The organism is Streptomyces sp. NPDC102278 (genome assembly GCF_044766345.1).
Taxonomy (GTDB): Bacteria; Actinomycetota; Actinomycetes; order Streptomycetales; family Streptomycetaceae; genus Streptomyces.
In genome coordinates, this window is the sequence record NZ_JBIWLV010000011.1 from 244,098 (window position 1) to 269,058 (window position 24,961).

Consider the following 24,961-nt stretch of genomic DNA (forward strand, 5'->3'; position numbering starts at 1 on the left):
CGTCCGCTGACGCCGGCCGCTGCCGGTTGTCGTCGGCTGATGTCGGCCGGATCCTCATTCGGTCTTGACGCCGCCCACGTCGAGTTCCACACCCGAGGCCCGCGGTCGGTCCAACGCGACCTCGACGAGCAGTGCCGTGACCGAGCTGATCACCATCAGCGGCATCAGGGTGACGGCCTCCTTGCCCAGCAGGGCGGCGGCCAGCACGACGCCGGTGATCGGTAGGCGGGTGGCCGCGACCCCCGCGGCGCAGATGCCCGCGGCCAGGGCGGGGGCCATGCCGAAGCCCGGAAGACCGCCACAGGCGATGCCGGCGGCGGCCCCGATGCTGATCGCAGGGAAGATGGGGCCACCTCGGAGGCTGCCCAGGGCGATACCCCAGCCGACCAGCTTGAAGACGGCCAAGGCCACCAGCGAGCCCACCGCCCAGGCCCCCGGGTCGGCCGCCAGCGCGCCGATCACGATCTGGCCGGACAAGGCAACCTCGCCCGGGGAACGCCAGGTGGTCAGGGCGTAGACGGTGATGGACACGCCGATGGCCAGGGCGCACAGGATGATCCGGACCGCGGAGACACCGACCCACCGATGGGTCCGCAGGCCCAGCAACTTCCCCGCCGCGACGAGCGCCCCGATCAGGGCCGCCATGGGGATGCCCCACAGGAAATCGGCGGCGTCGAGCAGCCCCGTGGGAGGCTTCTGCGGGAGGGCCAGGGAGCCGATGCCGAGGCCGGTCCAGTGGCCGAACCCGGTGAACACCAGGGCGCCGACACCGGCGGCGACCAGGGCGGGCAGGATCAGCACGACCAGCCGCACGCCGCCGAGCCCGGCGGCCTCCAGCACCATCACCACCGGGATGAGCGGGCTGCCGAAGATGGTGCTGATGGCGGCGGTCGACCCCGCCATGCCGAGCACCGCAGTCATCTGGGGCTGGGCCGTGCGCTGCGCGGAGCGGACGAAGAGCAGGGCCAAGCCGCTGCCCAGTGCCATGAGGGGCGCCTCGGGTCCCAGGATCACGCCGAGGGGGAGACAGGCCAGCGCGGCCAGGGCGACGCTCGGCACCTCGCGGGGCGTGGTCGTCGCCCCGCCGATTCCGAAGACGGGCACGTGACCGCCCGCGCCGACCATCCGGGTGATGACGGGCGCGGCCAGGAGTCCGGCGAGGGCCAGCGTGGGCAGCCCCCACCACCACGGGGGCACGGAGTAGCCGAGCGCCTCGGGCGCGGACTCCCACACCCAGTGCTGGAGTTCGTGTTCGAGGCTGATGAACCCGAAGGCGACGAGCGAGACGGGGATGCCGACGAGCGCGGACGCCAGGAGCAGTCGTAGCGTGCCCGGCGCGGTGAGGGCCTGACGGAGGGTCGGTTGTTGCTGCGACTGCGTCATGCCTGCCGAGCCCCCTCCATGTAGCCACTGCCGGTGACCGGTGGCGTTCCCCACCAGGTTCGGTCCGCCCGACGCCGCGCGCACGGCGGGTGAGCCGGAGAGGTGAGGCCCACGGCCCACCCCTACGCTTGCGGTGCGCCGGGTGTGCCGGGTGCGCCCGGTGCCTCCACCGGCTCCGTCGCCCCGCGACCCGCGAGGTCGACCGGCCGCGTGTCGAGGAACTCGATCACCGTGACGACGAACAGGACCGACAGGACGATGCCGACGACGACCCAGCCGGTGGGATAGGACCACAACGCGAGCGTCAGGGCCCCCACCACCAGGGTCGCCTGGACCAGCCGGCGCTTCCAGCGGTGCACGAAACCACCCACCGGCCCCAGCCGCATCCCCATCTGTTCGGCGGCTCCCCGCGTGGCGTCGATCCCCGCCGACCACAGGTGGCGCACCTGGGCGGCGCGGCGACCGGGGCCGCTGAGCCAGGCAGCGAGGGCGACCGCCACACCGAGCACGGCGACCGACCGCACGGCGGTCCGCAGGAAGCGCACCAGCTGGTCGAACACGGCGGCCGCCGCGTCGGAGGAGACCCCGGCGGGCAGCGCGTCCAGGTACAGGGCGCGGGCGATCACCAGCCCCAGGCCCAGCAACAGCGCGCCCGCGGCGGTCAGCAGGGCGACCGTCGTCAGCGCGCGCCGGCGGCGCCGGGCCAGCCACACGGCCGCGCCGGCGAGCAGCACCACGACCACGGCCAGCCAGGTACCGAGGATCTGCAACAGCCGGAAGCCGGTCTGGGCCTTCTTGACGTCCTTCGACTGGACGACGGTGAAATCGGTGTGGATCTCCGGGACCTTCGCCGCGACGCCGAGACCCGCGTCGACCAGCCGCTGCTTCAGCTGGTCGATCACGGGGGCGAGGTCGATGGTCACCGCGTCGTCGGTCAACTTCACGGCGCCGCCGCCCTGGCCCGTGAGCGCCTTGACCATGGCGGCGTGGACGCGCCGGTTGGCGTCCGTCCAGAACGTCCGGAACCAGGAACTGGCGACGACGTTCGTGGCTTCCTTGCCGACGAAACTCGCCACGGCGCCCTCGATCGGCGAGCCCAGTTTCCCCAGCGCCTTCGAGAGCACCGGTCGGTCCTCCGGCGCCGCCTCCTGCAGCAACGTGTCCAGGTCCAGATGTGTCGTCACGGCCTGCGCCGCGCGAGCGCCCACCGCCTCCTGGATGGCCCGGTCGTCGACGAGCGGACCCATCGTGGCGACGTAACGGTCGGTGTCACCCACGAGGGAGGACGTCCAGGAGGCGACGACGGCCAGGGGCGTGAGGACGAGGACGAGCACCATGAGGATGACGGACAGGGTGGAACGCAGAGTCCGGTGCGGACGGGACAACTCCGCCACCTGGGCCCGCAAGCGGGCGACTTCCGCGTCCTGGGCGTGCGTCACGGAGTTCTCCGATCGGTCGTGAGAAGGCGATTCAGCGGCGGCTCCTGCGCCAGGACCGCGCCGATGGTCACGGCGAACGTGACGGCGGCGCAGATCACGATCAGCCAGGAAAGGAGGGTCAGCACCAGACCCAGGGAGCCGTACTCGTGCAGCGCCCGGTTGAGCGCCGCCGGCATGTACAGGGCCGCGCTCAGCGAGAGGACGGTCGTGGCGATCGCGGAGAGGACGGCGCCGGGCAGCAACGCCCACCAGCCGATCCGTCCGGCGAGGAACAGGTGCTGGGTCCACAGCCAGACGCCGACGCCGAGGAGGAAGGACAGGGGAACGCCGACCCACAGGCCCGCCCCGAACCCCTCGCGGATCGGACCCTCCATGAAGACCACCAGCAGCAGGGCGAGCAGCCACGCGAACCATCGCCAGGCGGCGATCCGGGTACGCGATTTGGGCAGCTGCCAAGCGCGTTCGCAGACCCTTGCCATGGCCCGGCTGAAACTGGTGGCCGAGATCAGGGCCATCAGCAGGCCGATCACGCCCGTGGTCTCGCGCAGGCTCTTGCCGGTGGAGGAGCCCAGCACCTGCTGGAGTTGAGCGTCGGCTTGGCCGGTCAGGCCGAACACGGCCCGCAACGAGTCCCGCAACTGATCGCGCATGCCCTGGGGGGCGAAGGCGGCCACGGCGAACAACAACGGGACGGACGCCAGGAAGGCCTGGGAGGCCAGCCGCGTCGCCCCGTCCAGGAGGTTCGTCGACAGCAGGCGACCCGTCAGTTCGGTGACGACGGGAAACCTCTCCTCGGTCCGGGATCGCAGGGCTCGCAGCCGTTCCTTCCACGACATGACACCTCCCATCACGCCGCAGGACGAGCGGACCCCGACAGCCAGTCAAGCGTCGGGAGCGCGGGAGGGCGCGCTCTGCTGGGCCGATCGAGTGGCTTGTGGGGCCGGCGGTGCGAAGCGGCCCCCGCCCCTTTGAAACAAACTGTTGACGCCTGAAACAAACTGTTGACGCACCCCTTTCGGGAACGCGTGACCCGGCGCACCATCCAGATACCCTCCCCGTTCCCCCGGTGCACCGCCCGGCCCACGGGAAGGGATCCGCCCAGATTCCGTCGGGAGGCACCACGACATGGATCCACACGGCGCGTGTCCCACCTCCACCCCTCCTCCGATCCGGCCGTCGGACCCGCCCCCCTCCCGGCCGACCCGCGGAGCCCCCACCCGTCGCGGCGTGTTGACGGGCCTGGGCATGGCTGCAGCGGCTCCCCTCGTCCTCGGTGCGGCGCGGGTCCAGGCGAGGGACCGCCCCGGGAGCGGCGCCGGCCCGGTCGGCCGGGCCACCGTGCTCCGGAACGCTTCCCTGGTCCTGACGATGGACACCGCCGCGGGGCACGGCCGGCTGGGCGCCGTCGAACACGCCGACGTCATCCTGCGGGACGGCGCCGTCGCGGCCGTCGGCACCCGCCTCCCGACGCCGCCCGGCGCACGGGTGATCGAGGCCTCCGGCAAGCTGGTCCTTCCGGGATTCGTGGACGTCCACACGCACCTGTGGCAGTCCTCGATGCGGGGCGGATGCGCGGACCGTGACCTGTTCGGCTGGTTGGCGGCCTGCAACAGGCCGACGTTCTCGCGCATCGCGCCCGCCGACATGTACCGCTTCGTGCGGCTGGCGGCGCTCGACTCCCTGCGGTCCGGCGTGACCACGCTCGTGGACTGGGTGGACGCGATCGGCTACGACACCACCGTCCAGTACGTGCGGGCCCTGACCGACACCGGAGTGCGCTTCACCTACGCCATGTTCCAGGCACAACCGCAGGCGGCGCTCCTGGCCCGGGTGAAGAAGGAGCTCATCGACCCGGCTCCGCTGGCCTCGGCGCAGATCGCCACCCACGCGGCGCGGGCCATCGAAGGGCTGAACCGTCTCCACTGGGAGATCGCCCAAGACCTCGGCGTCATGCTCAACAGCCACGTCCTGGAGCGCGTCGAGCAGCGCGCGGACCAGCCGATCGACCTGCTCGGCGACATCGGCGCGTTCGGCCCCCGGCTCCTGATGAACCACGCGATCCACCTGAACGACGAGGAGATCGCCGCCGTCGCGGACCACGACGTGCGACTGGCGCACTGCCCGCTCAGCAACATGCGGCTCGCCTCGGGAGTCATGCGGTTACCGGATCTCGGCCGGCGGGGCGTCAAGGTGGGGCTCGGTCAGGACGGCGGCACGAACGACAGCTCGGACTTCTTCGCCCTCATGAAGAGCGCCATCGGCCTCCAACGCGCCCGATCGCAGGACGCCGGGGTGTACCCCGGGGTCGAGGACGTACTGCGGGCCGCCACACTCGGCGGGGCCGAGGCGATCGGCATGGCCGACCGGATCGGATCGCTGACCCCGGGCAAGCGGGCCGACGTCGTGGTGATCGACCCCGCCACGCTCAACTTCGCGCCCCGGTTCGACTGGGTCAACCAGATCGTCTTCAACGGCCGGCCGGAGAACGTCCACGCGGTCTTCGTGGACGGCCGACCGCTCGTACTGGAAGGTCGGCTGCTCGACGTGGACACCCGGGCCGTCGTGCGCGAGGCCGAGGCCGCGGCCGCCCGACTGCGGACCGCCGGTTGACCCCGCCGCGCCCCCGGGGCTCGTGCAACGCGCGCCACGGGAAGTATTTGACTGATCGTTTCAGAATGATCTAGGCTCCCGATGTGGCCAGAACCAAGGAATTCGATCCGGACGTCGCGCTGCAGGCAGCCCTGGAGCTGTTCTGGCGGCGCGGCTACGAGGCGACGTCCATGGCGGACCTCGTCGAACACCTCGGCATCGGGCGGGCGAGCATCTACGCCACCTTCGGAAACAAGCACGCGCTGTACCTGAAGGCGTTGGACCGGTACGCGGAGAACGGCGACCTGGGACTCCTGTCGGAACTGTCCCAACCGGGACCGGCCCTGCCGGCCGTGCGCGCGGTCGTGCGCCGCTACGCCGGCGAGGCCGGTTCCGACGGCGGACGCCTCGACGGATGCTTCATCACCAATGCCGCCGCCGAGGTGGGGGCGCACGATGCGGCGGCCGCCCGCCGGGTCGAGGCGAGCTGGAGCCACGTCGAGACCCTGCTGCACTCGGCGCTCACGCGGGCCCGCGCCCAGGGCGAACTGCCCGAGGGGCGGGACCCGCGTGCGCTCGCGCGGATGCTCCTGGTGCTGATGCAGGGCCTGCGCGTGGTCGGCAAGGCCTCGGGTGATCCCGCCCGGGTGCGGGACGCGGCCGAGCAGGCGCTGGAGCTGCTCGACTGAACGACGACCCCCGGGGCGGGGTTCTGTCATGCGCTCATTATGGAACGTTCGGTCAAATAACAGGGGGATTCAGTGACTGTCACGCACAGCGGGAACGCCGTGGCCGCAGGGGATGCGACGAGACCCGCGCCCGCGCCCGGACCCGGCTTCGTCCTGCTCGGCGCCGTTCAGATGGCGCTGATCTTCACCCTCACCTCCCTCGTCGTCCCGCTGCCCTCGATCGGCCGCGAACTCTCCCTCGCACGGGATGAGTTGATCCTCCTCAGTGCGGCGTACGGGCTGACTTTCGCCGGACTCCTGCTCTTCGGCGGGCGCCTCGCCGACCGTTACGGCGGACGCCGGGCCCTCACGGCAGGACTGCTCGTCTTCACCGCGGCCTCCCTCGCCGCCCCGTTCACCCAAGGGCCGGCCGCGCTGCTCACGGCCCGCTTCGCCCAGGGCGCGGGCGCGGCCCTCACCGCCCCCGCCGCCATGGCCGTACTGCGGGCGCTCTTCCCCCGACCCGCCGCGTACGGAAGGGCGATGACCACCTGGGGCGGCCTCTCGGTCCTCGGTGCGACAGCGGGCAACCTGCTCTCCGGCGCCATCTCCGCCCTGACCGACTGGCGGTCGACCTTCGCCGTACCGGTCGTGGTCGCCGTGGCCGCCCTCGCCCTCGCGCCGCGGCTGCTGCCGGCCACACCGCCCGGAGAGGGCCGTTCGGTCGACATCCCGGGCGCACTGCTCGCCACCGCCGGAATCACCCTGTCCGGCTACGGCCTGGTCCTCACGGACGCCCACCCCTGGAGGTCACCGGCCGTCCTGGTCCCCATGCTCACCGGGGCCGTGCTCCTCGTGGCCTTCGCCGTGGTCGAGCGTCGAGCCCGCGACCCGCTGCTGCCACCGGGATTCCTCCGCGGCCGGCGGCGGGCCCGGGCGCTCGCGGTCATCGCACTGACCGCGGCCGGCACGGCCACCACCTTCGTCCTCCTGTCCCTCCACCTTCAGCAGGACCGGAACTGGTCGGTCCTGCGCACCTCGGCCGCGTTCGTCCCCTACGCGGCGACCCTGCTCCTGGCCGGCCGAACGGCAGGCCCCCTCATCGCCCGGCGCGGGGCACGCGCCGTGACCGGCTTCGGACTCGCGATCGCGGCGGCGGGCCTGGGGACGCTCGCACTCCTGGGTCTCGCCCCCCACCACCCCTACGCCTACGGACTCCTCCCCGGCCTGCTCCTCCTGGCGGCCGGCTCGGCCCTCGGGTTCGCGGGCGGCGCCGTCCTCGCGACCGAGGGGGTGGAGCCGCACCAGGCCGGGCTGGCGGGCGGCGTCATGAACACCGCGATGGAACTCGGGCCGACGGTCGTCTTCGCCGCCCTGCTCACCCTGGGCTCCGACGCGATCTCGCTCGCGGCGACCGCGGTCGCCTTCGCCGTGTTGGCCGTGTTCCACGGCCGCTCCAACTGACCGATCACTCGACAAGGAGCCTCACCATGATGTCCACACGCACGTCCACGGGCACGTCCACGCGCACGCCCTCGCGGTTCACCGACAAGACCGTGCTCGTCACCGGCGCGGGTTCCGGCATCGGCCGGACCGTCGCCCGCGCCTTCGCCGCCGAAGGCGCCGCCGTGGTCGTCGCCGGCCGCACGGCCGCGTCGTTGGACGAGACGGTCGCGCTCATCGAGAAGGAGGGCGGCACGGCCGTGGCGATCACCGCGGACGTGACCCGCTCGCAGGACGTACGGGCCCTGGTCGACCGTACGGTCGAGCGCTTCGGCAGCCTCGACGTGGCCGTCAACAACGCGGGCGTCTTCCGGGGCGGCGCGCCCGTCGCCGATCTGCCCGAGCAGGAGTGGCGCACCATGCTCGACGTGAACGTGACCGGCGTGTTGCTCGGCCTCCAGGCCCAGGTCGCCCGGATGCGTCGTCAGTCCGACGGCGGGGTGATCGTCAACATCTCCTCCAACCTGGGCGCGCACACCCGCATCCCGGGCGCGGCCGGTTACCTCGCGACCAAGGCCGCGGTCTCCGCCCTGACCCGCGCCGCCGCCCTGGACCACATCGCCGACGGGGTGCGCATCAACGCGGTCAGCCCCGGCCCGTCGGCCACCGGGATGTCCCTGCGGGCCGGGGAGAGCCCCGAGGACCGCGCCCTGCGCATGAAGGACGAATCGCCCCTGGGACGGGTGTCCTCCACCAAGGAGATCGCGGCAGCCGTGCTGTACCTGGCCTCGGGGGACGCCGCTTCGTTGGTCGGCACCGACCTGGTGATCGACGGCGGCGCCTCCGCCTGAGGCCGTGAAAAGCCCCACCGGGTGTGGTGTTTCGCACCTGGCGGGGCGGGTGGGGGAGCGCGCGCGACGGGGTCAGTCCACGTCGAGGTGGTACACACCCGCCTTGGCGTCGGCGAAGAGGGTGAACCGGACCTCGGGGGCCGCGTCACCGCCCCGGGAGAGGCCCGAGGGGTCGGACCGGTCCGTGAGATCCGTCAGGTCCGTGAGGTCCACCTCCACGGGTTCGGCGTCGACCAGTACGAACTCGCCGTACGCGTCGAAGTCGCCCGGCGCGTCCGCCACGCCGACGTGGATCGGGGTGTCGTCGGGGAGTCCCGCGAGGACGGCCCGGAGGCGCCCGGCGGTCCAGACCTGGGGTGTGTGCTCGAACGTGTCTGCCATGAGCCGAGGGTAGTGGCGTCGTCGCGGCGCCCCCGGTACCGCCGCGCCGAGCCCTCCGGGCGGAGCACGGGATCTCCCGGGGCGCCGGCCGGTCGCTCCCGGCCCCGGTCGGCCGTCCTCGCGGACCGTACGTGACCAGGGCGTTTCCCGGCGGCGTGCGCCCGTTCGGGTGCTCGCCCACACTGTGGGGATGAGGCGTACGCGCACGGTATTGCTCTCCCTCGCCGGCCTGCTCGCCGCCGTCGTTCCGGCCGGGACCGCCACGTCGGTCTCCACCGCCACCGATCCGCAGGCGTGCACCGCCTCGCCGGGCCCCGCCCAAGGCGAGGCGCGGCAGGTTCTCGACATCGCCGAGCAGGCACGGCGGGAGTTCGACCTGAACTCGGTGATCCTGCGCGTCACCTCCGGCGACAAGGACGTGCTCACCACGGCCCTCGGCGAGTCGATGACGGGTGTTCCCGCCCGGCCGTCGATGCACTTGCGCACGGGCTCCGTGGGCATCGCCTACATGGCGACCGTCCTGCTCCAACTCGCCGAGCGGGGGGAGGTCGCACTGGACGATCCGGTGTCCCGGTGGTTGCCCGACCCTCCGCACGGCTCGGGGATCACCCTGCGGATGCTCGGCGCCTCCACGTCGGGTCTCCACGACTACGTCACCGACCCGAAGTTCCTGGCCGCCCTCGAAGCCGCCCCCTTCCGCGAGTGGACCGCGAACGACGTGAACGAGTACGCCACCTCGCAGCCGCTGCTGTACGAGCCGGGCACCAACTGGAGCTATTCGCACGCCAACTTCCAGCTCCTCGGGGCCGCACTGGAGAAGATCAGCGGGATCCCGTTGCAACGACTGCTCGCCGAACGCGTCTTCGGCCCGCTGGGCCTGAGCCAGACCAGCAACCAGTACACCCCGGAGATCCCGGCCCCCGCGCTGCACGCCTTCACCTCCGAGCGCGGCACGTACGAGGAATCCACCTACTGGAACCCCTCGTGGACCACCGCCCGCGGCGCCGTCCTCACCGGCGACATCTGCGACCTGACCCGCTCGGCCCGTGCGCTCGGCACCGGCGAGTTGCTGTCCGCGCAGTCCTTCAAGACCCAACTCGACCCGGGCACGGTCGGTCTGGGCCATGCCACGGCCGACTGCCCGGCCACGGTCTGCCTGACGAACACGCCCTCCACGCACTTCGGATTCGGGGTCCTGGTCATCAACGGCTGGATCCTGACGAACCCCTCGTTCTCGGGCTACGCGGCGATCCAGGCCTACCTGCCGGCGGAACAGATCTCCATCGCGGTGTCGACGACGAAGGGCCCCAAGAGCCCCGAGGGCAACCAGGCCGAGAAGATCGCCGAACGCATCGCCGCGGCCCTCACCCCCGCACACTCCCTCAAGGCCGACTGACCCCGCTTCAGGCCGGCCGCGTGACTGAACGAGGCCTGAGACCCCCCGGCCGGCACGGCAGCGCGGGCCGCCCGGGGTCCTACGGGGCGTCGAGGGGGTCGGGGCCCAGGAGTTGAAGACCCGTGTCCTCGCCGAAGAGGCCTTCCACCCAGTTGGTCTGGTAGATCGTGTCGAGGTACCGCTCGCCGAGGTCCGGGGCGATGGCGACCGCGGTGATGCCCGCGGTGTCGTGCCGTGCCAGCCACTGCGTCGCGCCGTCGACCACCGTGCCGGTCGAGCCGCCGAACAGGAAGCCCCGCCGGGCGAGGAGGCGGCAGGTGCGGATGGTGTCCTTCTCCTCGACGCACACCGCCTCGTCCACGAAGGACTCGTCCAGCAGCGGAGGGCGAACGCTCATCCCCAGGCCCGGGATCATCCTGCGCCCGGGCGCTCCGCCGAACGTCACGGATCCGACGCTGTCCACCGCGACGACGGTCACCGGACGGTGCCACTGCCGGAACCAACGGGCACAGCCCATGAGCGTGCCGGTGGTGCCGGCGCCCACGAACAGCACGTCCAACCGGGGGAAGGCGCGGGCGATGGCCGGAGCGGTGCGGCGGTAGTGCGCCCTCCAGTTGGCCGGATTGGTGTACTGGCTGAGCCACACGTACCGCGGGTCCGCCGCGCACAGCTCGCGCACGTAGTCGAGCCGCGCCGCGAGGAAGCTGCCGTTGTCCTCGTGGCCGGTGATGACGTGCACCTCACTGCCCAGCGCCTCCATCATCAGCCGGGTGGCCAGATTGCAGCGGGAGTCCGTCACACAGACGAACCGGTAGCCCCTGCTCGCCGCGATCACGCTCAATGCCACGCCCAGGTTCCCGGACGAGGACTCCACGAGGGTCGAACCGGGTGTCAGGATCCCTTCTCGTTCGGCGGACTCCACCATCTCGGTGGCGGCCTTCAACTTGACCGAGCCGGCGAAGTTGAAGCCCTCGCACTTCAGGAACAACGGGCACCCGAGGGTCGGCCGGAGGTCCACGTACAGCTCTTCCTCGTTGAACGCCTGGGGAACGGATATGACTTGCACGACGGCCTCCTCTATCCGTACCTGCGCACTTCGTGGAAGAACCGGTCGATCACCTGGAGCTCCCCACAACGGTCCACCTCGTCGTAGACGTACTTGCCGACGGCCAGGTCGAGCACGCCGAGGCCGAACGGCGAGAACACGGTCGGCCGGTCCCCGCCGATCGTCACCCGGCCCGCCATGACGTCGTCCAACGTTCCGTCGATGAACCGGCGGTCGCCCGTGAGCTGCTCGGTCAGATGCGGGGACGTGGCGGCCCTCAGACAGTGGTCGACGTCGTCCACGATGTTCGTCGAGGCCAGCAGGACCCGCGGCGCGAGGTCGCGCAGCGAGATGTGCAGCACCACCGGATCGTGGGAGAACCACGCGGGATCCTCCACGTGCGGCCGGTCGGCGACGGTGGCGAAGACCACCAGGTCGCTGAGGCGGATCAGGCTCTCCGGGTCGTGGTGGACGGTGATCCGGCCCGGCGCGCCCGATTGTTCCAGGTACAGCCGGAAGCCCGCGGCGCTGCGGGCGCTGACGTCGTGGACGCCGACCTCGTCGAAGGTCCAGCCGGTGGCCGTCAGGAACGCGTGCACGTAGCGGGCGATCAGTCCCGTGCCGAAGAACCCGACGCGCGGCGGCCGGGGCCGGCCGCGGGTGAGCCAGTCGGCTGCCAGGGCGGCGGAGGCCGCGGTCCTGCTCGCACTGATGATGGAACTCTCCAGACAGGCGAACGGGTAGCCCGTGACCGGGTCGTTGAGGATCAGCACGGCCGAGGCCCTGGGCAGGTCGGCCGAGACGTTCCCCGGGAAGCTGGAGATCCACTTCAGCCCGTCCACGGGGGCTGCCCCGCCGATGGAGGCGGGCAGCGCGATCATCCGGGACGACGGGCGGTCCGGGAAGCGGAGGAACGCGGAGGGCGGGTTCACCGATCGGCCGGCGCCGTGCAGGCGGTACGTCTCCTCGACCACCTTCACGAGGTGTTCCTCGCGCCCCTGGAGTGCTCGTTGAACCTGCTCTCCCGCAATCACGGCGAACGGGGGAACGGAGAGCGGCGCGGGCGGCGCGGTCGGGCGAGCCACCGGGTCGGGAGCCCGGGTCGGAGCCGGCGTCGGCGTCGTGCGGGCGGTGGTGGTCATGGGACGGTCACCTCGTTGGTCGGCGCGCGGTCCGGCAGCCGCATGGGATCGGCCATGGCCACGACCACGTTCCTCGAGCCCTGGAAGGGCTCCCTGGCGTGAGCGGTGCGGATGTTGTCCAGCAGCAGCAGGTCCCCTGTCTGCCAGGGGCGGCGGACGGTGTGGGCCTCGTACACCTCGTTGATCCGTCGGACGGTGTCCTCGGAGACGGGGTCGCCGTTGCCGTGCAAGGTGTTGAAGGGCAGCCCGTCGGCGCCGTACTCGTCGATCAGGTACTCGCGGATCTCGGGCGCGATCGTCCACTCGTTGAGGAAGGCGATCTGGTTGAACCAGCACCGTTGACCACCGATGGGGTGGCGCAGCACGGCGCCGCGCCGCTGTCTGGTGCGCAGCGTGCCGTCCGGCAGCCAGTCGAAGTCGATCGCGTTGGCGCGGCAGTGGCGGGCGATCAGCTCCCGGTCCTCGGTGCCGAAGGCCTCCGCCAGGCCGGCTCCGATCTCGTCGTTGTAGCTGCGGGCGAGGAGCCAACCCTCCCGTTCGAAGCGGTCGGTCAACTCGCTCGGCAGGGCCTCCAGGACCGCCGTCGAGTCGGCCACCGCGGTGGCCCCGCCCTCCTCGGGAGCCTGGACGCAGCCGAAGAGCATCAGCGAGGGGAACTCGAGGGCGTAGCTGAGTTCGTGATGCATGCACATGGGTTGGTTCGCGGGCCACTTCGTCGAGGAGTAGACGCCCTCCGCATACGAGTGCCGGGGCGCGAAGGCCTCCCGCTCGGTCACCGGTGGCGCGCCGAGCCGGTGCAGGACCGCACCCACCCCTGCCGCGTCGGCGATGTCCAGACCCCGTACCAGGACGGCCCCGTGGTCGACGGTCGCCGCGCGCAGCGCGTCCCGGTGCAGGGCCACCCAGCCGGCGGGGTCGGCGGTCTCGACCCGCAGGAGGGGGAGTTCGTCCGGTCGGGGGCGGGCGTCGAGGAGGGTGGACGGCAGGGTGACGGTCATCGGATTCTCCTGTCGATCGCGTCGGGCCGCCGTTCGGCCGGCGGGTCGTGTCGCGCGGTGCGGCTTTCGATCAGCCGGGCCAGGTCGGCGAGCACCGGGTGTCGGGTCAGGTCCTTGAGGGAGATCGTCCGGTCCAGGGAGACGGCGACCCGGAGGGCGGCCAGCGAGGTGCCCCCGAGATCGAAGAAGCCGTCCTGGCGGCCGATCCGATCCGCCGGGACGCCCAGGGCGCCCGCCCACGCGGCGGCGACGCGGCGTTCGGTCGGCGTGCCGTCCGGCCGGTGCTGCTCCTCGGCCGGGTCGCGTGCGGACGCGAGGGCGATCAGGGCCCGCTTGTCGATCTTGCCATTGGGGGTCAGCGGCAGGTCCGGTCGCCAATGGAACACCGACGGAACCATGTAGGCGGGGAGCCTCGCGCCCAGCCGCTCCCGTACGTCGGCCGCCGCGAGCGGGCCGCGTCCCGTGTAGAAGGCGGCCAGGTGGCGGTCGCGGCCCGGGCGCCCGGCCACCACCACCGCGCCGTCGCGGACGCCCGGCACCCGCACCAGGGCGTTGTCGATCTCGTCGACCTCGATGCGGAAACCGTGGATCTTCACCTGGTGGTCGCGGCGCCCGAGGAACTCCAGTTCCCCGCCCGGCAGCAGCCGGCCGCGGTCACCGCTGCGGTAGAGGCGACTGCCGGGCCGGTGCGGGTCGACGCCGAAGGCCTGCCGGGTGCGCTCCGGGTCGTTGACGTACCCGCGGCCCACGCACACCCCGGAGAGCACGATCTCTCCGGGAGCGCCGAGCGGCACGGGCGTCAGGTCGGCGTCGACGACGTAGACGCGCACGTTGTTCACGGGCCGACCGAGGGGGACGCGCGCGGAGTCCGGTGCCCGGTCCATGACGTGGTGGTTGGTGTCGTCGGAGGTCTCGGTGAGCCCGTACGCGTTGACCAGCCGTACACCGGGCTCGGCGGCGAACCAGCGCTGGACGAGTTCCCGCTTGACCGCCTCGCCGGTGACGCAGACGCGGCGCAGGTCCGGCAGGGCGCGGGGGGCCCGCTCGAGGCAGGACAGGATCGCGTCGAGGTAGGAGGGCACCACCTGGAGCACGTTGACCCCACCGCGGGCCAGGGTGTCGAGGAAGCGCGGGACGTCCAGGACGGCCTCCTGTTCGACCAGCAGTGTGCGTCCGCCCGTGAGCAGGGCGGAGAGCAGTTGCCACAGGGAGATGTCGAAGCACTGGGGGGCGCTCTGGGCGACGACCGTGTCCGGGCCGATCCCCAAGTCGTCGATCTTGGCGTAGAGGTGGTTGAGCAAGCCGGCGTGCTCGCACATCGCCCCCTTGGGTTCGCCGGTGGAACCCGAGGTGAAGTAGATGTAGGCCAGCGCCTGCGGGGGGACGTGCACGCGGGGATCCGTGGCGTCCAGGCTCTCGTCGTCCGCCGCCGCGACGGGCAGGACCCGGACCTCCGGCAACAAGGCCAACGCACGGTCGAGGGAGCCGGTGTCACCGGACCCGACCAGCGCGAACCGGCACGCGGCCCGGCCGAGCATCGCGCCGACGCGGTCGGCGGGGAAGCGCGGTTCGACGGGCAGGTATGCTCCGCCCGCCTTGAGGACCCCGAGGACGGCGGCCGTCCAGCCGAGGTCACGTTCGCCGACCACGGCCACCACGTCCTCCCCGCGCAGGCCTTGGGCCAACAGGATGCGGGCCAGCCGGTTCGCGCGCGCGTCGAGTTCCCCGTACGTCCACTGCCGCTCGCCGCGCACGACGGCGACCGCGTCCGGGTGCGCTCGCGCCCGTTGCGCGAAGACCTCGTGCGCCCGCAACGGCGGCAGGTCCCGCGGGGGTCCGGCGAGCTCCTCGACCTGGTGGTGGAGTTCGACCGCGCCCAAGAGGCTCTGAGGCCCCGGCGCGGCGTCCGGGTCGGCGGCCATGAGTTCCAGCGCGGTGCGGTGGTAGCCCGCGATCCGCTCGGCGCAGTCGTGGTCGTACGCGTCCGTCCGGTGGCGCAGCCGGCACGTCCACCGGCCGCCCCGGCGGATCACCGACACCCGCACGGCCGGGCCCTCGTCGGGCAGGTCGGCGGGGCCGTCGCCGGGCCCGTCGTCCTCACCGTACGGATCGAACACGACCCCCGGCGCGGAACCGGGAAGGGGCGGTCGGCGCCCGCCGGCGTCGACGGACGGCCCGCGGCGGGAGCCCCGCGCGGCGGACGCGGCGGACAGCGCCCGATGCGCGTCGAACAGCAGCGTCCGCCAGGAACCGGTCGTGATCGTCAGCCGGCAGGGCAGCGGCTCGCCGCCCGGCGCGGTGACACAGGCGCCCATGACCTCGGACTCCCCGGACAGCGCGCCGATGACCTTGAGGTGCGCGGCCGACAGCGCCGACGCCGCGCTCACGCCGAGATCGTCGCAGAGCCGGTCGAGGTCGGCCACGAGGCCGTCGGGGATCACCACGCGGTACTCGGCCGTGCCCGGTACCGGCATACGGGTCCAGTGCGGGACGGCCGTGAAGCCTCCCGCCGTGTCCGTGTCCGTGTCCGCGTCCGTGTCCGGCTTCGTGTCGGTGTCCGTGGGGTCGGGGAACCGCTCGTCCGTCGTCCCGGGCCTTCCCATCACTCCCACCTCCGCTGCCCGTCGTCGGCCCGGCCGATCTGCCGGGCCGGATTCCCGCCCCAGTACGCGTTCCGCGGTACCGTCTCGCCCTTCATGACGAAGGAATCGGGAGCGAGCACCGCACCGTCGCCGAGCGTCACGCCGTAGTGCACCAGGGCCCCGACACCGAGCGTGCAGTGCGAACCGATCGTGGTGGTGTCCGACTTGAAGGCGCCGTCCTCCTGCGAGTGGCACTGGACCACGCCGCCCGCGTTGAGGGTGCAGCGGTCCCCGATGGTGACCATCGGCCGCTCGCTCAGACCGCATCCGTCGTCGAAGACCTCGCGGCCGATCCGCGCGCCCGACAGACGCCAGAGCGGGCCTTTGAACGGAGTGCCGTTGAAGAGCCGCAGGTACGCGTCCGAGGGCACCTTCCAGTACCGTTCGCGCCGCCAGAAGCGGACGTCGTAGATCGAGCAGAAGAGCGGGCCGGGGCGGTGCCGCGCCGTGACGGCCCGCTCGACGAGCACGAAGTACACGGTGCCCAGGAGCACGACGAGCACGTTGGCCAGCGCGATCACGATGGCGCCGAGCACGTCGTAGAGTTCCGCGGCGACCGCGAAGAGCAGGCTGACCAGGAAGAAGTACAGCCACCGCACCAGCAGGTACCAGGCCATGGTGGCCGCGTTGTGCCGGTTCTTGGCGGGCAGCAGGCGCCGCAGGTCCGCGCCGCCGCGCAGTTCGTCGAAACCGCTGTCCCGCAGCACCGATCGGGGGATCTCGAAACTCGGCGAGCCCAGCAGGCCCACGCCCTCCCTGACCTTTCCGTCGACGGGCACCATGACCTTCGTCGCGAGCAGGCAGTTGTCACCCGTCCTGCCTCCGGCGGGGTAGGCGATCCTGTTCCCGAGGAAGTTGCGGGGGCCGATCGCGACCCGGGACACACGGAACGAACTGCCCGAGTATTCGGCGTTGTTGATCGACAGGCCGTCGGCGACCATGGTTCCGCTGCCCACGGAACTGAGGTACGGGGAGTCCTGCTTCACCTCCGTGCCGAAGTTCGAGCCGGTCTGCTCGACGCGCGAGAGGTCGTACCCGAGACACCGCCGCAGATAGTGCACGACGGCGGAACTGTCGCCGAACAGGCGGTTCAGGAAACGCCTGTTGGTCATCAGCGTGATCACCCGGTGCACCCCGTGGTGGAACCCGTACAGCGGATACACCCGACCGGCGGCGAGGGCCCGGCTCAGCAACCGGGGAACGGTGGCGATCACGAGGAGACCCAGGGGGACGGCCCCGAAGAAGACGACCACCGAGGCGGTCAGCGCCTCGACGTAGAACGTCCAGGAGGAGAGCGCGGTGGGTCCCGGCGCCAGGACCGAGGAGAGCTGTGGGGCCTCGGCCAGCAGGAGGCCCACACCGCCGAACGTCAGCGGCAGGTACACGAGCAGCACGGCCAGGACCTGGAGAACGCCGTGCAGCGCCCTGCGCCAGGTACCGCAGTCCGCCGGATCGACCGTGCGGAAGTCCACCGGAGCCGGCTGCGCGGGAGATCCGTGCCAGTGCGCGCCGGCCGGCACCGCCTGCCCGCTGTGCAGGCTGGAGGCGTGGCCGAGCCGGCCGCGGTCGCCCACGGTGGTCGCGATGTCCAGGACGGTGGCGTCGCCGACCACCGAGTCCGCGCCGAGGGTGACCGGACCCGTCTGGATCAGACCGCGGTGGGCCCGGTAGCAGGTGAAGTACGCGTCCTTGCGGACCACCGCTCCGGCGCCGATCGTCAGCAGGTCCGTGCACACGGGCACGATCCGGGAGAAGACCGCCACGCCGGGGCCGATCCTGGCACCCAACGCCCGGAGGTAGAGGACGTAGAGGGGCGAGCCGACGAACAGCACCAGCGGGTCCGACCGGACGAGCGTCTTGACCGCCCAGAAGCGGACGTAGCGCACACTCCAGACGCGGACCTGCGAAGGCCGCCACCGGCCGATGAGCACCCACTTCACCAGGACCGGAAAGCCGCACAGCCACACGAAGGCGGCCACGCCGAACAGCACCGACCGCAGGTACACCTCGAGGGCGCCCGAACCCGCGGAGACCCACTCGTACCCCAGTACGCCCACGAGGGCGACGAGGTAGGAGTAACCGAGGAAGGCCAGCACCTGGAGCACGCCGCAGAGCAGAGGGCGCGGCACGCCGACCGGGGGAGGGGACACCGGCGCCGGCGGCTCGACGGGCGCGAGCGACTCGTCGGGGGACGCGGGGGCGGGCGCGGAGAGCGCCGTCGCGAGGCTACGGATCGTCGGGTTCCGGTAGATGTCCTTCATCGACACCGACGGCAGCCCCTCGGATTTGCGCACCCGCGCGCAGAAGTGCGCCATCACCATCGAGTCGGCGCCCAGTTCGTCGAAGAAGTGGCTCCGCACCGGTACCCGCTCGACGTGCGTGACGTCCGCCAGTATCGCGGCGAGCATCCCTTCGACGGCGGTGTGCGGGGCGTGGGGATCGCCCCGGGCGGACGCCCGGTCTTCCCGATCGGAGGTCAACGCCTCGATGGGCCTTCCCGTCATGATCGGCTCCCTGGGTTCCGATGGCCAAGGCCCGGTGCTCCTGGCATCCGGCCGGCACGCTCATCGGGCTCCGGCGGACCGCGTCACGCGGTTCCCACACCAGGTCGGCTCATCGGGGGCGGACCGGCTTCGCGGGCTCCGATCCCCGTACGGGCGACAGCCCGACGTCATGCCCCTTATTCGATGCCGACGGGAGAAAAGATGGTGTGAATCGAGAATCGGCCGCATCCGTATCAATGGGTGAGAAAATCGGACACTCCGTGGTCGCTCGCCCACGCCCCGCAGCGGCCCACACGGCGCCCGGATCGGGTGGTCGCGCGAGCCGCTGCGGGGCGCTCAGGAGGGCGGAGAGAGGGCGGGGGGCCCAGAGGGGTCAGGTGGCGGTCACGAACACGCTGTGCCATCCACTGGCGCCGTCGGGAATGGTCCGGGCACGCTGCTCCGTCTGTACCTGACCGGTGCCGTCGGTGGCGCGGACGGTGAGGTTGTGGCCACCGGGCGTGGTCTTCCAGGGGTAGGACCACTGGCGCCAGGTGTCGGTGGTGTCCTGCTCGGCGAGCTGCGCCTCCTGCCACGGCCCGTCGTCGATCCGGACCTCGACCCGCTCGACGCCCCGGTGCTGGGCCCAGGCGACGCCGGCGACCATGACGGTGCCCGCTGCGGCCTGCGCGAAGGGCTTGGGGGTGTCGATGCGCGCCTGCGTCTTGATCGGTGCCTTCCGTGCCCACTTCCGCTTCACCCAGTACGGGTCGTAGGAGGCGAAGGTGGTCAGCTCGATGTCCTCGATCCACTTGCAGGCCGAGACGTAGCCGTACAGCCCCGGGACGACCATGCGCACCGGGAAACCGTGGTCGAACGGCAGCGGTTCGCCGTTCATCCCCACCGCGAGCATCGCGTCCCGTCCGTCCAACAGATCCTCGACCGGGGTGCCCAGGGTCATGCCGTCCACGGACCGGGCCACCAGCTGATCGGCGGGTCCGCCCTTCGACGGCGCCTTGACGCCCGCCTCCTCCAACAGGTCGGCGAGGCGTACGCCGAGCCATCGGGCGTTGCCCACGTAGGGACCACCCACCTCGTTCGACACGCAGGTCAGGGTGATGTTCCGCTCGATGAGGGGCCGGTTCAGCAGGTCCTGGAAGGTGTAGGTGCGCGGGCGGGACACGCCCTTGCCGTGGATCCGCAACCGCCAGGTGTCCGCGTCCAGCTTGGGGACGACCAGAGCGGTGTCCACGCGGTAGAAGTCCTTGTTCGGGGTGGTGAAGGCGCTGATCCCGGGGATCCGCAGCGCCGCGCGGGCCGGGGTCGCGGCGGCGGCCGAGGCCGGTGCGGGGAGCCGCACGGCCGCCCGGGAGGCGGCCGCCCCCTGACCGCTGCGGCCCGTCAGCGTCCGGCCGAGGGCCCCCGCCGCGGTGGAGGCCAGAGCGGTGACGCCCGCGGCGATCAGGAACCCGCGCCGGTTCCATCCGGCACCCTGCCCGGCGGCGTCCCCGGCGGGCCGACCGTCGAGCCCGGCCGATCCGTCGAGCCCGGTCCGTCGGTCCGGCTCGGGCTCCGTCGAGGCGGTCGCGTTCGGCCCGTTCAGGTGGCCGATCAGTACGTACAGTACGAGCGCCCCGGCCACGGCGCCCAGCAGCGAGGGCAGGACATCACCCGCGCCGGCCGAGTCGGGCCGGGTCAGCGCGGCCCCGGCGCCGACGAGCCCGAAGACCAGGATGCCGACGGATCCCGCACGCCGGTGCCGCAGGGCGAAGAGACCCAGCAGGGCGGCCAGGAGGCCGATGGTGGCCAGGATCCCGAGCTGGAGCACGAGCTTGTCGTTCTGTCCGAACGTGCGGATCGCGTAGTCCTTGAGCCACGCCGGTGTCCGATCGATGGCGGCTCCGCCGACCACGGTGACCGGGCCGGCCTGGGGCCGTACGAGGGAGGCGGCCAGTTCGCCCACGGCCAGTGCCGTGTAGCCGGCGAGCAGGCCGCTTGCCGCGGCGAGCGCGCCGCGTTTGACGGTCCTTCGGTTGATCCTCACGACCTGCATTCGACGCCGCGGCCCCGCCGGATGGGTCGGCGCACCGATCCCCCGTCCCGGGCACGCGAGTCGTTTCCGGCCAATCCGGGCGGGATCCGGCGACGAACAAGCAGCGGGACGCCGGACCGGACGCGGTCGGGGAGGGAGCCTCGGCAGTGACGTTTCCCCCCGTTCTCGTGCCAGTGGGAACCGGATACCCGACGAACCGTATCCACCGAGCGAACGCATGGGGGTGACCACGTGAAACATGACGACGAGCTCCACGCCCTCATCGGCGCCTACGCCCTCGACGCGCTCACCGGTGACGAACACGACCGCTTCACCCGACACCTGCGGGGCTGCGAGGCGTGCCGCGCCGAACTGCCCGGCTTCCTGGACACGGCCGGTCGCCTCGCGGCGGCAGTGGAACACGCCCCTCCCGCACATCTGAGGGAAGCGGTGCTCCACCGGATCGACGCGGTACGCCGGCTTCCCCCTCGGGTACCGGAACCCGTCACGCCCACGGGCGTCCTCGCCCTCGCGCGGGGCAAGGCCTGGGGGTTCGGGATCGCCGCGGGCATCGCCGCCGCGGCGGTCCTCGGCGGGATCACGGTATGGGAAGGCAGGCAGGCCGACCAGGCCCACGAGCAGGCGCTGCGACTGGACGCCGGCAACCGCAACCTGAGCGCGGTCATCGCCGCCTCCGACGCCCGCACCGTGCGCGGTGCCTTCGGGACCGGCGCCACCGCCACCCTCGTGACCTCCCGGGAACGCGGTCGAGCCGTGGTGATCGCCGACCGGTTGCCCCCGCCTCCGCAGGGCAAGACCTACCAACTCTGGTTCGCCGACGGGACCGTCATGCGGCCGGCCGGACACCTCGACCACAGCGGAGCCGTCCTGCTGACGGGCGGCATCGGCGGGGCCACCGCCGTCGGGGTCACCCTGGAGCCCTCGGGCGGGTCGCCGCGCCCCACCGGCAGCCCGCTGATCCTGCTCAACCTCCCCGCCTGACCGGGACCACCACCGGCCGACCGGACCGGCGACCGGACCGGCGGGATCGGACCGGCGACGGTAGCGGCGGGATCGGACCGGCGGGTTCGGACCGGCGACGGGAGCGGCGGGATCGGAGCGGGGACCGGGGCGACCGGAGCGGACCGGCGACCGCAGCGGCGGACTCGCGGCGCGACAACCGCAGCGCCCGTACCAATCCGCTCCGGCCGGGCCTCCGAAGGGCTCATATGACGACCTCGACGCCCCGCCCCACCACGATCGCCCGCGACGCCGCGTCCGCTCACCCCACGACGGCCTCCGCCACGGGCCGGCCCGTGAAGGGCGGCCCCGTGACGGAGGCACCGCAACACCGCCCGGGCGAACCGTCCCTCTGGCCGGACGTCAACCGCCTGCCACCGGCCTCGGCCGCGCGCACGGCCGTGGCCAGAACTCTGTTGCGTCGCGCGTTCGGTCGCATGCCCCTCTCCCTGAGAAGCGAGACGTCCCCGAGGAGCGGCTCCCCCCTCAGGAGCGACGTCGACGCCCTCGGGGGAGGACAACCCTCCCTGGTCCTCCACGACCCCGCCGCCTTCCACCGCCGGATCGGCGCCGACGGCCTGATCGGCTTCGGCGAGTCCTACATGGCCGGTGAATGGGACAGCGACGACCTCGTCGCGGCCCTGACCGTCCTCGCCTCGCACGTCGACGCACTGGTGCCGGCGCCCCTCGCGGAGTTGCGCCGCGCGTGGATACGCCGCCGCCCCCACGCACACCGCAACACCCCCGTGGGCGCCCGCCGGAACATCCAGCGGCACTACGACCTGTCCAACGACCTCTTCGAGCTCTTCCTCGACCCCACCATGACCTACTCCTCGGCCCTCTTCACCGTCTTCCCGGCCCGGCAGGAATCGCTGGAGGACGCCCAACACCGCAAGATCGACCGTCTGCTGGACCTCGCGTCCGTCGGCCCCGGGACCCGCCTGCTGGAAATCGGCACGGGCTGGGGCGAACTCGCGCTGCGGGCCGCCGCCCGGGGCGCCGACGTCGTGACCATCACGCTCTCCACCGAGCAGTGCGACCTCGCCCGCAGCCGCGTGGCCGCCGCCGGTCACACGGACCGTGTCAGCGTCGAACTGTGCGACTACCGCGACGTCCAGGGGCAGTACGACGCCATCGTGAGCGTCGAGATGATCGAGGCCGTCGGCGCCGAGTACTGGCCCGCCTACTTCGACACCCTGCGCACCGCACTCGCCCCCGGAGGCCGCATCGCGCTCCAGGCCATCACCATGGCCCACGACCGGATGCTCGCCACCGCCCAGAGCCACACCTGGATCAGCAAGTACATCTTCCCCGGGGGCCTCATCCCTTCCCGCGAGGCCATCCGCACGGAGGCGGCGCGAGCGGGCCTGTGCGTCACCGCCGATCACGGCTACGGCGAGCACTACGCCGAAACCCTGAGGCTGTGGCGCGAACGGTTCACCGGCCACGCCACCCGGGTGACGGAACTCGGCTTCGACCACGTCTTCCAGCGCATGTGGGAGCTCTACCTCGCCTACTCCGAGGCCGGGTTCCGCTCCCGCTACCTCGACGTCCGCCACGTCCTGCTGACGGCCGCCGACGCCGGTCGAGGCCCGGGCCCGCTGTGATCCGGCCCCCGGTCGACACCCCGTGACACGCGGGGGAGGATGGAGAGGGCGGCCTCCCCACGAGCCCCGGCACCGGCCGGTCGTACCCCTCGCCGCCGCAGGCGTCGCGGGTCCCGGACACCGACGGGCGCGCTCGCCTTCGACGGAGGGCCGTTCCCCGACACCGTGGGAGAACCATGATGAACTGCGCAGCGAAGAGGACCGGAACGCGGGTCTGCCGCTCGCTCTTGGCGGCGCTGGTGCTGTCAGGCGGCGCGCTGGCCGGCGCGGGATCGGCGGTGGCGGCCGACCAGGCGACCCCTCAGCGGGCACCGGCGCCGCCGTGCAAGGGCGGACAGTTGACGGTCAGCGGGACCTCGGGAACGGGCCAGGCGCGGGTCACCGTCGTCAACAAGGGCCCGAAGGCGTGCGTGCTCTCGGGGTTCCCCACCGTCGCACTCGCCGGACAGGGCTCACCCGACCGGAACAAGCCGCTCAACGTCACCCGGACAGGCACCGCGAAGCCCGTACAACTCGCGGTCGGCGGCCGGGCGGCGTCCCAGCTCGTCTTCCCGCCGGTCCTCGGTGAGGCGGACGGCTACTGCGCCTCCGGCGCCAAGCCGTTCGCCGCGCCGACGATGGTCGTCGGCGTCGCCGGCGCCAAGACCCAGATCGCCCCGAACGACGGCGGCAACTTCGCGATCTGCGGCAACAGCGTCCGCGCCACCGCCTTCCGCGCGGCCTGAAATCCCCGCCGGCGGACCGAATCCCGCCGACAGCCCGAATCCCACCGGCGGCCGATTCCGAGCCGCCCCCCGCCCCACGCTTCCCCCGCCCCGCGACCCGAACGGTCGCGGCCGGGGGAAGTCCGTGTGCGGGCGCGGAGGAACAGCGGTTCTCCGACCCCTTGCTACGCCCGCGCCGTCGCCTCCTCGTTCTGCGACGAACTCCTGCGCAACGGGACGACGACCGCGCAGACGTTCTGCGCGGAGTACCCGGAGAACCGGTCGACCCACGACGACTCCAAGGCGCCGCTGGAGCGTTGGCACGGCAAGGACCGCAACCTCTACGCGATCACGTGGCACGGTGCTCGCACACGGAGTGCACCTGACCGGATGCGAACGCGACCGGTGCACCGAGACGGGCACGGCCATCTCCCACTGCCCCACTTCCAACCCGCCGCCACCGCGCCCCGCCCGTGAACCCGGGCGCGGTCAGGGTCGGTCGTACCAGGAGAGCGCAGCGATCCGCCAGCCGTCCGGGGTGCGGACGAACTGGATGACCTTGGTCCCCCCGTCCTCGAACGGCTCGCCGTCCAGGATCCCGGACTTGCGGTACTCGCCGAACCGCGACGCGACGTCCCCGCTGATCTCGGTCCGTTCGGAGGTCTCCCACTCGGAGAACTCCACCAACCGGCCGTCGGCCAGCAGGCTGCGACGGGGTGCGATGAACTCCTCGACGGTGTAGACGGTGAACTCCGGGCCGGTCTTGACGATCACACCGCCCGGGAGGAGGAGCCGGCGGATCCGCTCCACGTCGGCACGCTTGCCGTCCCGATTGTCGAAGGCTCCGAAGAACTCGGCGGTCAGCAGGTCGATCTCGATACGCGACACGGCGCGACCATAACAAGCGCCGGCCCCCGCGCACAGGGGCCCGCCCCCCGGCGCGGGGGGGGGGGGGGGGGCCCCCCCCCCCCCCCGGGGGGGGGGGGGGGGGGGGGGGGGGGGGGGCCGGGGGGGGGGGGGGGGGGGGGGGGGGGGGGGGGGCGCGCGGCTCCCGGCCAGGCACCCGGCCGACCTTCGGCGGGGGCGGGGGCGCCGGAGCCCGGCTGGGCCGCGCCGGGCCAGGCACCGGGCGCGGGGG

General features: G+C 72.4%; 20 protein-coding genes. 8 read left to right on the forward strand and 12 right to left on the reverse strand.

The window, feature by feature from the left end:
• Nucleotides 1-54: 54 nt before the first annotated feature.
• The 3 genes from ACIRO3_RS25820 to ACIRO3_RS25830 all read right to left on the reverse strand — a co-directional run bounded on the left by ACIRO3_RS25820 (nucleotide 55) and on the right by ACIRO3_RS25830 (nucleotide 3,658).
• Nucleotides 55-1,383, reverse strand: coding sequence for a chloride channel protein (locus tag ACIRO3_RS25820; RefSeq protein WP_404140760.1), 1,329 nt, complete (start codon nucleotides 1,381-1,383; stop codon nucleotides 55-57).
• Between the two features lie 122 nt (nucleotides 1,384-1,505).
• Nucleotides 1,506-2,822: a hypothetical protein gene (locus ACIRO3_RS25825; RefSeq protein WP_404140762.1), complete on the reverse strand. Its 1,317-nt coding sequence runs from the start codon at nucleotides 2,820-2,822 to the stop codon at nucleotides 1,506-1,508.
• Nucleotides 2,819-3,658: a YhjD/YihY/BrkB family envelope integrity protein gene (locus ACIRO3_RS25830; RefSeq protein ID WP_404140764.1), complete on the reverse strand. Its 840-nt coding sequence runs from the start codon at nucleotides 3,656-3,658 to the stop codon at nucleotides 2,819-2,821. The genes ACIRO3_RS25825 and ACIRO3_RS25830 overlap by 4 nt, the downstream gene beginning before the upstream one ends.
• 409 nt (nucleotides 3,659-4,067) lie before the next feature.
• Between ACIRO3_RS25830 and ACIRO3_RS25835 the strand changes: the two genes are divergently transcribed.
• The 4 genes from ACIRO3_RS25835 to ACIRO3_RS25850 all read left to right on the forward strand — a co-directional run bounded on the left by ACIRO3_RS25835 (nucleotide 4,068) and on the right by ACIRO3_RS25850 (nucleotide 8,373).
• The gene (locus ACIRO3_RS25835) at nucleotides 4,068-5,432 is read left to right on the forward strand and encodes an amidohydrolase family protein (RefSeq protein WP_404140766.1); all 1,365 of its coding nucleotides are present in this window, start codon (nucleotides 4,068-4,070) and stop codon (nucleotides 5,430-5,432) included.
• An 83-nt stretch (nucleotides 5,433-5,515) separates the two neighbouring features.
• On the forward strand, nucleotides 5,516-6,100 hold the full coding sequence (locus tag ACIRO3_RS25840) for a TetR family transcriptional regulator (RefSeq protein ID WP_365998650.1): 585 nt from the start codon (nucleotides 5,516-5,518) through the stop codon (nucleotides 6,098-6,100).
• Between the two features lie 99 nt (nucleotides 6,101-6,199).
• Nucleotides 6,200-7,543, forward strand: coding sequence for an MFS transporter (locus tag ACIRO3_RS25845; RefSeq protein WP_404140806.1), 1,344 nt, complete (start codon nucleotides 6,200-6,202; stop codon nucleotides 7,541-7,543).
• 26 nt (nucleotides 7,544-7,569) lie between these two features.
• Complete coding sequence (locus ACIRO3_RS25850; protein WP_404140768.1) at nucleotides 7,570-8,373, forward strand: SDR family NAD(P)-dependent oxidoreductase; 804 nt, start codon at nucleotides 7,570-7,572, stop codon at nucleotides 8,371-8,373.
• Nucleotides 8,374-8,445: 72 nt separating this feature from the next.
• On the opposite strand, the gene ACIRO3_RS25855 is transcribed toward ACIRO3_RS25850, so the two are convergent.
• A complete protein-coding gene (locus tag ACIRO3_RS25855) occupies nucleotides 8,446-8,754 on the reverse strand; it encodes a DUF6225 family protein (RefSeq protein ID WP_361771761.1) in 309 nt (102 codons plus the stop codon).
• A 190-nt stretch (nucleotides 8,755-8,944) separates the two neighbouring features.
• On the opposite strand from ACIRO3_RS25855, the gene ACIRO3_RS25860 reads away from it, so the two are divergent.
• Nucleotides 8,945-10,150, forward strand: coding sequence for a serine hydrolase domain-containing protein (locus tag ACIRO3_RS25860; RefSeq protein ID WP_404140771.1), 1,206 nt, complete (start codon nucleotides 8,945-8,947; stop codon nucleotides 10,148-10,150).
• Between the two features lie 79 nt (nucleotides 10,151-10,229).
• On the opposite strand, the gene sbnA is transcribed toward ACIRO3_RS25860, so the two are convergent.
• The 6 genes from sbnA to ACIRO3_RS25890 form a co-directional block, all read right to left on the reverse strand.
• Nucleotides 10,230-11,216: a 2,3-diaminopropionate biosynthesis protein SbnA gene (gene sbnA, locus ACIRO3_RS25865; protein ID WP_404140772.1), complete on the reverse strand. Its 987-nt coding sequence runs from the start codon at nucleotides 11,214-11,216 to the stop codon at nucleotides 10,230-10,232.
• Between the two features lie 11 nt (nucleotides 11,217-11,227).
• Nucleotides 11,228-12,337 carry a 2,3-diaminopropionate biosynthesis protein SbnB gene (sbnB, locus tag ACIRO3_RS25870; protein WP_404140774.1) on the reverse strand — a complete coding sequence of 370 codons (1,110 nt, stop codon included), beginning with the start codon at nucleotides 12,335-12,337 and terminating at the stop codon, nucleotides 11,228-11,230.
• Nucleotides 12,334-13,335 (reverse strand): TauD/TfdA family dioxygenase, encoded by a 1,002-nt coding sequence (locus ACIRO3_RS25875; protein WP_404140776.1) that lies wholly within the window; start codon nucleotides 13,333-13,335, stop codon nucleotides 12,334-12,336. The genes sbnB and ACIRO3_RS25875 overlap by 4 nt, the downstream gene beginning before the upstream one ends.
• Nucleotides 13,332-15,809 (reverse strand): amino acid adenylation domain-containing protein, encoded by a 2,478-nt coding sequence (locus ACIRO3_RS25880; RefSeq protein WP_404140808.1) that lies wholly within the window; start codon nucleotides 15,807-15,809, stop codon nucleotides 13,332-13,334. The genes ACIRO3_RS25875 and ACIRO3_RS25880 overlap by 4 nt, the downstream gene beginning before the upstream one ends.
• A gap of 128 nt (nucleotides 15,810-15,937) precedes the next feature.
• Nucleotides 15,938-18,481: a Pls/PosA family non-ribosomal peptide synthetase gene (locus ACIRO3_RS25885; protein WP_404140778.1), complete on the reverse strand. Its 2,544-nt coding sequence runs from the start codon at nucleotides 18,479-18,481 to the stop codon at nucleotides 15,938-15,940.
• 373 nt (nucleotides 18,482-18,854) lie between these two features.
• Complete coding sequence (locus ACIRO3_RS25890; RefSeq protein WP_404140780.1) at nucleotides 18,855-20,513, reverse strand: molybdopterin-dependent oxidoreductase; 1,659 nt, start codon at nucleotides 20,511-20,513, stop codon at nucleotides 18,855-18,857.
• Nucleotides 20,514-20,744: 231 nt separating this feature from the next.
• Here ACIRO3_RS25890 and ACIRO3_RS25895 point away from each other — a divergent pair, with 231 nt between their 5' ends.
• The 3 genes from ACIRO3_RS25895 to ACIRO3_RS25905 all read left to right on the forward strand — a co-directional run bounded on the left by ACIRO3_RS25895 (nucleotide 20,745) and on the right by ACIRO3_RS25905 (nucleotide 23,844).
• Nucleotides 20,745-21,494, forward strand: a complete 750-nt coding sequence (locus ACIRO3_RS25895) for an anti-sigma factor domain-containing protein (RefSeq protein WP_404140782.1) — start codon at nucleotides 20,745-20,747, stop codon at nucleotides 21,492-21,494.
• 227 nt (nucleotides 21,495-21,721) lie between these two features.
• Nucleotides 21,722-23,119, forward strand: coding sequence for a class I SAM-dependent methyltransferase (locus ACIRO3_RS25900; RefSeq protein ID WP_404140784.1), 1,398 nt, complete (start codon nucleotides 21,722-21,724; stop codon nucleotides 23,117-23,119).
• 176 nt (nucleotides 23,120-23,295) lie between these two features.
• Nucleotides 23,296-23,844 (forward strand): DUF4232 domain-containing protein, encoded by a 549-nt coding sequence (locus tag ACIRO3_RS25905; RefSeq protein ID WP_361771751.1) that lies wholly within the window; start codon nucleotides 23,296-23,298, stop codon nucleotides 23,842-23,844.
• A gap of 164 nt (nucleotides 23,845-24,008) precedes the next feature.
• Here ACIRO3_RS25905 and ACIRO3_RS25910 read toward each other — a convergent pair whose 3' ends face one another.
• On the reverse strand, nucleotides 24,009-24,152 hold the full coding sequence (locus ACIRO3_RS25910) for a hypothetical protein (RefSeq protein ID WP_404140786.1): 144 nt from the start codon (nucleotides 24,150-24,152) through the stop codon (nucleotides 24,009-24,011).
• A gap of 160 nt (nucleotides 24,153-24,312) precedes the next feature.
• On the reverse strand, nucleotides 24,313-24,711 hold the full coding sequence (locus ACIRO3_RS25915; protein WP_404140788.1) for a DUF4440 domain-containing protein: 399 nt from the start codon (nucleotides 24,709-24,711) through the stop codon (nucleotides 24,313-24,315).
• Between the last annotated feature and the right edge of the window lie 250 nt (nucleotides 24,712-24,961).

Coding starts and splice junctions, on each gene's coding strand:
- ACIRO3_RS25885 (WP_404140778.1), bottom strand. CDS start 18,481: ATGACGGGAAGGCCCATCGAGGCGTTGACCTCCGATCGGGAAGACCGG.
- ACIRO3_RS25890 (WP_404140780.1), bottom strand. CDS start 20,513: ATGCAGGTCGTGAGGATCAACCGAAGGACCGTCAAACGCGGCGCGCTC.
- ACIRO3_RS25880 (WP_404140808.1), bottom strand. CDS start 15,809: ATGCCGGTACCGGGCACGGCCGAGTACCGCGTGGTGATCCCCGACGGC.
- ACIRO3_RS25905 (WP_361771751.1), top strand. CDS start 23,296: ATGATGAACTGCGCAGCGAAGAGGACCGGAACGCGGGTCTGCCGCTCG.
- ACIRO3_RS25855 (WP_361771761.1), bottom strand. CDS start 8,754: ATGGCAGACACGTTCGAGCACACACCCCAGGTCTGGACCGCCGGGCGC.
- ACIRO3_RS25835 (WP_404140766.1), top strand. CDS start 4,068: ATGGCTGCAGCGGCTCCCCTCGTCCTCGGTGCGGCGCGGGTCCAGGCG.
- ACIRO3_RS25830 (WP_404140764.1), bottom strand. CDS start 3,658: ATGTCGTGGAAGGAACGGCTGCGAGCCCTGCGATCCCGGACCGAGGAG.
- ACIRO3_RS25875 (WP_404140776.1), bottom strand. CDS start 13,335: ATGACCGTCACCCTGCCGTCCACCCTCCTCGACGCCCGCCCCCGACCG.
- ACIRO3_RS25860 (WP_404140771.1), top strand. CDS start 8,945: ATGAGGCGTACGCGCACGGTATTGCTCTCCCTCGCCGGCCTGCTCGCC.
- ACIRO3_RS25900 (WP_404140784.1), top strand. CDS start 21,722: ATGACGACCTCGACGCCCCGCCCCACCACGATCGCCCGCGACGCCGCG.
- ACIRO3_RS25850 (WP_404140768.1), top strand. CDS start 7,570: ATGATGTCCACACGCACGTCCACGGGCACGTCCACGCGCACGCCCTCG.
- sbnB (WP_404140774.1), bottom strand. CDS start 12,337: ATGACCACCACCGCCCGCACGACGCCGACGCCGGCTCCGACCCGGGCT.
- ACIRO3_RS25820 (WP_404140760.1), bottom strand. CDS start 1,383: ATGACGCAGTCGCAGCAACAACCGACCCTCCGTCAGGCCCTCACCGCG.